The organism is Agathobaculum desmolans ATCC 43058 (genome assembly GCF_000701665.1).
GTDB classification, from domain to species: domain Bacteria; phylum Bacillota; class Clostridia; order Oscillospirales; family Butyricicoccaceae; genus Agathobaculum; species Agathobaculum desmolans.
Genome location: NZ_JNJN01000039.1, coordinates 18,816 through 28,244, shown reverse-complemented (window position 1 = coordinate 28,244; position 9,429 = coordinate 18,816). Strand labels below are relative to the sequence as shown.

At 58.5% G+C, this 9,429-nt stretch carries 4 protein-coding genes; all 4 read left to right on the top strand.

The window, feature by feature from the left end; genetic code table 11:
- Window positions 1-147: 147 nt before the first annotated feature.
- The 4 genes from T363_RS0110280 (at window position 148) to T363_RS0110265 (ending at window position 9,389) form a co-directional block, all read left to right on the top strand.
- The gene (locus tag T363_RS0110280; RefSeq protein WP_031475564.1) at window positions 148-411 is read left to right on the top strand and encodes a phage holin; all 264 of its coding nucleotides are present in this window, start codon (window positions 148-150) and stop codon (window positions 409-411) included.
- A gap of 14 nt (window positions 412-425) precedes the next feature.
- On the top strand, window positions 426-1,193 hold the full coding sequence (locus T363_RS0110275; RefSeq protein WP_051643222.1) for an N-acetylmuramoyl-L-alanine amidase: 768 nt from the start codon (window positions 426-428) through the stop codon (window positions 1,191-1,193).
- A 2-nt stretch (window positions 1,194-1,195) separates the two neighbouring features.
- Window positions 1,196-2,470, top strand: coding sequence for a hypothetical protein (locus T363_RS0110270; RefSeq protein WP_031475560.1), 1,275 nt, complete (start codon window positions 1,196-1,198; stop codon window positions 2,468-2,470).
- Between the two features lie 64 nt (window positions 2,471-2,534).
- Window positions 2,535-9,389: a peptidoglycan DD-metalloendopeptidase family protein gene (locus T363_RS0110265; RefSeq protein WP_031475558.1), complete on the top strand. Its 6,855-nt coding sequence runs from the start codon at window positions 2,535-2,537 to the stop codon at window positions 9,387-9,389.
- The last annotated feature ends 40 nt before the right edge of the window (window positions 9,390-9,429 follow it).

Genomic DNA, 9,429 nt, shown 5'->3' with positions numbered 1-9,429 from the left:
TCCTTGCTGTGATAGACGCTTATGAAAATTACTGCCACGACCACCGGCAGTACAAAAACAACCGCGCCGGATGCGCGATTGAGAATATCAAGCGCGTATATATGGAGCGGCTGCAAAAACATGATTTTTTGTGAGGAGGGAGAGACTATGAAAGTCAATATTCCGGTGAGAATGAAAAACCCGTGGTTTTGGGTGGGTATTGTGTCGGTGATGCTGACGGCGATCGGTGCGGAGCCGTCCATGTTTACCTCGTGGGAGATTCTGCGGGAGCAGATCATGGCGGTGCTGGGCAATCCGTATCAGCTCGCTGCGGTGTTTGTAGCGGTGCTGGCGGTATTTGTAGACCCGACCACGGCAGGCGTGACGGATTCCGACCGCGCGCTTACTTACAGAAAACCGCTGGAAAAATAACAAGGGGTGGTACTTTGAAAATCCTTTTAATTGCCGGTCACGGTGGTACGCCTTATGACAGCGGCGCAGTCGGCTGCGGCTACACGGAAGCGGTGGAGACCCGCCGCATGGCAACGGCGGTTGCGCCCAAGCTGAAAAAGTACGGCTTTGCGGTTGAGATTTACGACCAGAGCCGGGATGCGTACAAGGTGGTGACACAAGGTGTCAGCCTGCCGCTCTCGGGCGTATCCTATGTGATTGAATTCCATCTTAACAGCGCAGCGAATGACCGCAAAGGCAACGGCAGGACAACCGGATCGGAGATATTTGTGCATCCCTCTGAGGATGGCGTAGGTGTGGAGCAGGCTATTCTTAAACGCCTGTACGCGCTGGGCTTTACGAACAGAGGGGTAAAGCGCAACAGCTCGTTTGCGGTACTGCGGCACGTGAAGCGCAGGGGCGTGAGCCATGCGCTGATTGAAACGTGCTTTATCGACGATGCGGACGACATGAAGCTGTACAAAAACAAGTTCTATGAAATTGCGGATGCCATTGCGGACGGCGTGGCAGAGGGCTTCGGCAGGGAGGTTGACAAAATGAGTTACGAACAGTTTTGTGCGTTTATGGCGCGGTATGAGAAGGAGCGGGCAGCCAAAGGCCCAAGCGCTTGGGCGGCCGGTGCATGGCAGGCGGCGCAGGATGCCGACATTACGGACGGCATTAGCCCGCAGGGCGCGATGACACGCGAGATGTGCGTTATGATGTTACAGAGGTGCGGACTTGTAGGCAGAAAGGAGCGGTAACAATGGGACTAGGGAGCTTGATTGGCGGCACGATTGGTAGTGCAGTGAGCAGTGCGCTGAAGGGTAACAAGAAACCGAGTGGAGGGAGTGCAGGAAAAGGGTCATCCAGCAAACCCAGCAAACCCAGCAAGCCCAGCTGGCAGCAGAAGGCCGAAGCTAATTCGGAGAAGTGGCACACAGCAAGTCCAGCGGAGAAGGAAGCACTGCATAAGGAAAACCAGCAGATCTATGGTGAGCATGGTTACACCTATGTAGACGGTGAGTGGAAGCCACCTGCCAATACAGCGCCTTCCGGCGGATCGTCGCGCCCGTCTGGCGGCAGCTCAGGCACCTCTTCCGGCGGCTCGCTGGGGCAGCAGATGACGGGCGGCGGGAGTTATCCCAAATTTGATATCGGCGACACGTTCTGGGATATTGCATATAAGGGCAACACGGACGCAGACTATCTGCAGTCCCTTGCGGATATGCGGCTTGATAAGGCACAGGGAACGGCCGGACTGGGGCAGTTTGCCAATGATGCGGAGCAGACCAAGATGCAGGCGTACATCAACCAACTGCGCAAGCAGCAGGAGGAACAGCAGAAAGGCATAGACGAGTACAATAGCATGATGCAGCAGGCGGCGAACCAGCAGCAGGCAGCGATTCAGGCCGGGGTTGACAGCGCGGTGGCAAACCTGAACGCGCAGAAGGACAGCGTGGGCAAGCTGACTGCGGTGAACAACGCTGCCGCAGAAAAGGCTTATATGCAGACGCTGAATCCCAACGGCAGTTTGGCGGAGAACCTGGCAGCGAACGGCTTGCTTTCCACGGGTCTTACCGAGAGCAGCCAGATTCAAGCGGGCAACGCCTATCAGGGTGCGCTGAACGACAACGCGACCACCCAGACCGAGGCGATTGCGGAAATTGAACGTGCGATCACGCAGGCCAAGCTGAACGGTGACTTGCAGGGCGCACAGGCACTGGCCAACCTGCTGACCCAAATTGCGCAGAAGGGCTATGAACATGTGCAGAACATTGCACAGCAGGATCGCTGGGACCGTGAGTTTGGTTTTAACATGGGCGTGACAAACGGCCAGATGAACGGCATTTATAACGGTATGCCGACATTGGCGGCCAAGGAGCTGGAGATGCGCCGCCGTGAGTTGGAGAACCAGCTGAAGGCGGGGCAGATTACGCAGGAGCAGTTTGACAAGCAGTGGCAGATCGAATACGAGCTTGCCATGGAGGAGCTGCGCGGAAAGAAGCTGGACAACCAGTATGTAGAAAGCCAAATGTAATACAGGATAGGGGGTATTTGATACCCCCTATTTTCAAAAAGCGGTTTCGGATGGAGGGAGCAGGATGGCAAAAAAGCTATCGGACGATAAAAAACGCTGGCTGGCAACCAAAGCGGCGCAGACGGTGACGCGCGGGGGCGGCACGCTTTCCGGGCTGGGACAGCAGGTAAAGACGGCAAAAGAGAACGGGCAGAGGAAGACCGCGGCAAAGCCGCAGAACACGGTAACGGTAAGCCGATCGGCGGCAGGCACGGCCTTTGACCGCTTGACCAGCGCAGCCAAAACGCTTGACGACAGCGCGCGTCAGATCGGCGACAGCGCCGTATTGCGTGCCAACTCGAAAGCGTGGCACATGGCAGGCCCAACGCGCCGGAATGAGCTGAAAGCGGCAAATGATGCGATCCGCCGCCGGAACGGCTGGAGCTATGACCGGCGCACGGGCGAAACCTATACGGCGGATACGCGCGGCCCAGTGATGCGGCGGCAGCCGGTAGCACCCTTCCGCCCGACGGATATGCGGGACCGTCGCGCGGTTTGGGCACGGGAAAAGGAAGCGATGCGCGACGTTTCCGGTATGGCATCCCACCGGACGATGGCGAGCCTGTATGACCGTGCGGAGGACACGTGGAGCAAGGCAGAGAATGCGCTGAAACGACAGACGGAGCAAAGCCTTGCCGATGAGATGGCGCGCATTGCAAGCCGCTACGGGCTGAAATACAGCGGGAGCGGGCTGGGCGCTTCGGACAGCTGGGGGATGCCGGACACGGTGAGCGACCGCACGGCAGTGCAGCGGCTGCGACAGATGGGGGCGGACGAGGATACGCTGCGCTATGTGCAGGAAAACATTGCACTGCGCGCCGGTGCGGACCGTTGGCGGCAGGGCATGGAGGCGGTAGGCAAGCGCGCTGCAGGTTCTATACCCGCGTTGGTGGAGACCGCGCAGCAGCAGGCTGAGAACGTGGAGGCGAGCCGCAAAAGCCCTGCCTATGTGGAGCTGGAGCAAGAGATCGCGCAGCTTGAGAATGTGCTGGCGAGCACCCCGGCGGTGGACGCGATGGGGCAGGTATCCCCGGCATATACGCGGATGTATGCCGAACTGGAGGAAAAGCGGGAACGCCTGCACCAGATGGGGACGCACACGGCGGTAGACCAGAACCTGACCGGACAGCGCATGATGCGCGAGGCGGCGGAGGCACAGCGAAACGCCACGGCAGGCATGGCGGCAGCGCCGCGCTTTTTGGCGAACAGCGCGATTTCGATTGCGGGCAATGCGCCGGTAATGGCGGCGGCCGCGATACCGGGCGCAGGAACGGCGCTTGCCTCTGTGCTGATGGGCACACAGGCGGCAGGACAGAAGGCCGCAGAACTGAATGCGCGCGGCGTTGACCCCGGCGAGGCGCTGACACGCGGCGCGGCGGCGGGCGTGATTGAAGCTGTGAGCGAAAAGCTGCCGATAGACAAGCTGGCCGACCTGCTGAAAACCGGCGGCAAGGGCGCGGTGAAGAATATTCTGCGCCAGATGGGCGTGGAAGCCGGAGAGGAAGGCGCAAGCTACATAATCAACTTTGCGGCAGACTATGCGGCGGCAGACCCGGAAGCCCGTTTTTCGTTTGCGGAGCTGGCCGAGGCGGTGCTGGGCGGCGGTGTAAGCGGCTTATTCTTCGGTGCGACAGGCACGGCGGTAGGCAGACAGCGAACCACCGCGATAGACACGAACCCCGAAACGCATACACCGGAGCAGATGGCAAAGATTAACGAATATGTGAATGCGGTGGACGAAGGGCTTGCGGATTTCGCGGAGCGATACATAGAAGATCCGAACGCAAAATTTGGGCGATACACTATCTCCAAGGTTTCCCCGAGACAGGAACGTTGGATGAAGGACCTTCTGGGAGAGGATTTTTCGGGATACAGCAATGCGATCAACAAAGGAGGCATTAACCATATTGTTAAGGGACATGGTCAGAATGGAGAATCTGACAATTCTATGGGGAATGTTCTTGATATCGCGCGTATGGGCTATGTGATCGAAAATTTTGATCGAGCGGAACTTCTGCGCAATTCGGATGGCAGCATTGCGACAAGCGCGGAATTCAGAGGGAAAAACAATGATCCAGCTCCTATGGTGAGGTTTGTGAAACAAATAAACGGCTCCTACTATGTGGTAGAAGCCGTTGCGGAAAACAAGTATAAAAAGTTATGGGTAGTATCTGCATATATTGGAAAAAATAATAGCGGAACTGTTACGCAAGTGCTTGATGCGGCTAATGCCACCCCCAGCTCTGAGTCGTCCGAAACGCTTCTTGCTTCTCCAGTATCCGCTATTGACAGTGTAGCACAGAACGCACCCGATAGCAACCCTCAGGCAAACAAAAGAGACTTGGCACCTGTAGCGGCTACACGTCGGTCCACAACCGGCGGCCTCACTACGGCGTTACCAAGTCTATCTACTGACAGTATAGAACCGGATGGCGGAAATTTCAACCCCGCGCGGGATGCGGCGGCGCTGACGCGGCGCATGGTGGAGCTGGACGAAGAACTGCGGCAGGCTGACACACTGCTGCCCGGCGCGGGGAAGGACAGGCTGATCGCCCGCCTGCGGGCGGAGATGGAGGAGACCGCGCGGCAGCTTGCGGACGGCGGGGCAGAAACGAGCACCCAGCCCACCGGGGGAAATGCTGCCGATTTGACGCCGCAGGAGATCGCGCAGGCGGCGATGCAGTTTCGCAAAACGCCGGAACAGGGCGTGATGGAGGCGCGGGAGAGAAAGCGGAATGAGATGATGCAGCGGGAGCGGGACGCACAGCGCACCCAGACCGCCGCCGAGCTGCAGGCCGCGTGGGAGACCACGAAAAAAGCCAGACAGCAGGCAATGTTTACGCGCAAGAGTTTGACATTAACGAAGCGTGATATACAAATGGCACAGAACGCGGCGCAGCTTGGCATGGACACGCAGAAATGGGAACAAGCTGATAATCCGGAAAATGCCTATATGTATGGAGCGGCAGAACGGGCGGTACGCGAGGCAGACCAGCCCATCCGTGAGTTTCAGGCGCGGCGGCAGGAGCAGATGCAGGGCAATGCGCAGGAGGCCGCGGACTGGATCGCGGAGTTTGCCAAGGACAAGCGCTTCGGCCTGCAATATCAGCGCGAGACGATGGAGCGCAATATCCGCGACATCTTTGGTGAGCAGACCGACCTTGCGGACAACATCATCCGCGATTACTTTACGCCGGTACACAAGGCGGTTGCAGAGGGCAACCGGCTGAAAAACCGGATGCGCGAGCAGGTGAAAGCGCTGCGCCTGAGCGAGCACGAGAGCGCGCTGACGCAGATGCGGCTGGAGGGCGAGGACGGCGCGGCGGCAGAGTACATCAAGAACAACCGGATCACCGTGACACCGGAGATGGACCGCAAAATCAGCAATGCGGTGACGGTATTCCGCGATATTTACAACGAGCTTTACAACCGGATGAACGAGACGCTGCTGCTGAACGGGCAGGAGCCTGTGCCTTTCCGCAAAAACTACGCGCCGCACTTCCGCGAGGACAAGCCGGACGGGATACTCGGCCGCATTCTGCATAAGTTTGGACTGGGCAAGGACAGGAGCATGGACGTGCCGACTGACATTGCCGGCATGACGGACACCTTCCGCCCGGGCAGGAAGTGGTTCGGCAACCTTTTGCAGCGCAAGGGCAATATTACCGACTATGACGCGGTGGCGGGCTTTGACCGCTACATTGAGACGGCGGCGGACGTAATCACCCTGACAGACAGCGTGCAGCGGCTGCGTGCGTTGGAGGACGCGGTGCGGTATACGCTTTCGGACGAGGGTGTGCAGGACAGGATCGACGCGATCCGCGCGAATCCGGAGTATGACGCCTTGCAGCAGCGGCAGGCGATTGAGGAGACATACGGCGACAACCCCAGCACCATACAGCAGTTGATTGCAGACCTGAAGAACCAGCAGGAAATGGGTATGGGGCGTTTTGTGACCGAGCTGCGGCGTTATACGGACAACCTTGCGGGCAAGAAGAGCCGCGAGGACCGCGGCTGGGAGGACATGGCGAACCGCCAGGTTTACACGGTGGCCAAAAATTTGGAGGGGCGCGTGGCGGCGAACATGATAGCGCTGAACCCCGGAAGCTGGCTGACCAACCTGATCCCCATCACGCAGGCGACAGGCGAGGTGAGCGTGCCGAATATGGTGCGCGGCGCGATGAAAACCGTGCAGGGCTTTGTGAAGGATGACGGCTACCGCGATGCATCCACATTTTTGACCAACCGGTATGGCTCGGACAGCATCGACAAGACGCTGACGCGCAAGGCGAGCGACCTTGCCGGTCTGCCGATGGAGATGATAGACCATTTTACGGCAACCACCATCCACCGTGCGCGGTACGAGCAGAACATCCAGAACGGTATGAGCATGGACGCGGCGATAGACGACGCGGACGCCTTTACAGCGGGACTGATGGCAGACCGCTCGAAGGGGGCGCAGCCGACTGCGTTTAACGCGACAAACCCCGTGAGCAAGGTGTTTACGATGTTCCAGATTGAGGTGAACAACCAGCTTTCCTATCTGTTTAAGGATATGCCGAAGAAACAGGCAGAGAAGAGCAAAGCACATGTGGCATGGGCGTATGCCAAGGTGTTTGTGGGGGCGCATTTGTTTAACGTGCTATACAGCCAGTTGACCGGACGGGACGCGGCGCTTGACCCCATCGGCATGATCAGGGACGCGCTGGGCATTGGTGAGGACGAGGAGAAGAAGGAACGCACGGGCTGGGACGTGGCAAAATCGCTTGGTGATGATGTGGCGGAAAACCTGCCGTTTGTGGGCGGCCTGTTTGGCGGCGGCCGTGTGCCGATCCAGAGCGCACTGCCAGACCGTGGAACCATATGGAACAGCCTATCCGGCGATGCGGCGGCAAACAAGAAGGCCGCAACGGTTGGCAAGGAGCTACTGAAGCCTGTTGTTTATCTGCTGCCGCCATTCGGCGGAGGTGCGGCCAAGAAGGCAGCGGAGGGCTTTGCGACCGTGCGTGCAGGCGGCAGCTATGCGCTGGACCGCGACGGCAACCGCATTTTGCAGTTCCCCATCTTTGAGAAGGGGGCAGGAGACTACGCCAAGGCGATGCTGTTCGGCAAATGGTCCGGCGATACGGCGCAGGACTACATTGACAGAGGCTTTAAGGGGCTGAACGCTAAGGAGACCGCAGCCTATGAGGAAATGCGCGACAAGCTGGGCGTTGCGCCGCAGGATGCCTATGAGGCGGTACTCAGCCTGCGCGGCTTTGAAGCAGTGAAGGATGCAGAGGGCAACACGGTGCAGGGCGTGAAGGAGCAGCAGCGGCTTGCGCTGTTTGACAACGACAAGCTGACTGCTGCGCAGAAGGCGGCGCTTGACAAGGCGGTGATCGTATCCGGCGAGGATGAGATGCCGGCGGATTACAGCGACCGCACGGCTTTCCTGCTGAGCAAGTACATCGACGAGAGCCGTCAGGATGCGGCGCGGGGTGCGCTGGAATCCGGCCTTTCCATCGACCAGTTTGCACAGTGGGACGACCGGCGGCGTGCACTGGAAAACGAGAAGGGCGCGGATGACAAGAAGGTGAGGACAGATGCGGAAGCACGGCTGTTGGTGCTGGATGAGGTGATGCAGGACACCGGTTTGACTGATGCGGAGAAGCAGGCGGTTGCGGACTATGTGCTGATTTCGTCCATTGGTGAGGAGGACGAAAAAACGCGCAAGAACTGGAACGAGATCGCCAAGGGCAAGGTGAATGCGACTGATTTTGTACGTTTCCAAGCGGATGCAGCAATATATGACAAGTGGGCGAAAGGCAGCGGCACGGATAACGCGGATAATGTTGCGGATATTCTGCGCGGTTACGACAGCCTGACAGACGAGCAGCGGGATGTATTATTCCAGACTTACAGCAGCAGCATGAGCCGCAACCCGTTCCATGTATCGGAGTACGAGAAGACTATTGACCAGAACGGGACATTCTATGCCGCACTGACCGGCGACGGCAAGGCGCATGTGCGTTCACTGCTGAATGAGTATGAGCAGCACATCAACGAAGGACGCGAGCTGAGCGAGTGGCGCGCCAAAGCGTATATGGCTGAAAAGGAAGCGGGCATATCACCTGCCACCTACGCCATGTACCGCGTGGCGCTGGAAACGGCCAACACGGACAACGAGGGCAATCCCCGCACGACAGAAGCGACGGCATGCGTTCGCGCAATGGACGGCTTGACACAGCAGCAGCGTGCATACCTGTGGCAGAGCACAAACACGAGCTGGAAGAAGAACCCGTTTGGCGCGGCAACGGTTGGCGAATACCAGAGCGGAGAGGAAACGGGAATTAACCCTATAGCGGGCGCACAGATCACAAGCGACTTTGGCCCGCGTGAATCCTTCCAGACAGACAACGGTGCGATGAGTTCATCGCTGCATCCCAGCATTGACATTGCAGCCCCGGAGGGGACACCCATTGGCGCATATAAGAGCGGCAAGGTGGTAAAGAGCGGGTGGTCAGACGGATATGGCTGGGTGATTGAAATAGAGCACAGCGACGGAACGATAAGCGCATACCACCACATGATGGAAAAGAGCGCGGTGCCGGTAGGTACGGAGGTGAAACAGGGCGAAACGGTTGGCAAGGTTGGACAAACCGGAAATTCGACCGGACCGCATCTGGATCTGTCTATCCTGCGTAATGGCACACCGATTGATCCGGCTACGATGATTCCGGAATTTAAGGACAAAGCCACCGGATACGTGTGGGACGGTTCGAGCGTATACACCACCGTGACGAGCGGCAGCGGGAAGAGTTCCGGCGGAGGATCACGCGGACGCTCTTCCGGACCGCAGCGACCGCAGAGACCCAAAAGACCGAGCAGGAGACGATGAGGAAAGGAAATGCCAGAGCGGAAAACCGCTCTGGCATTTT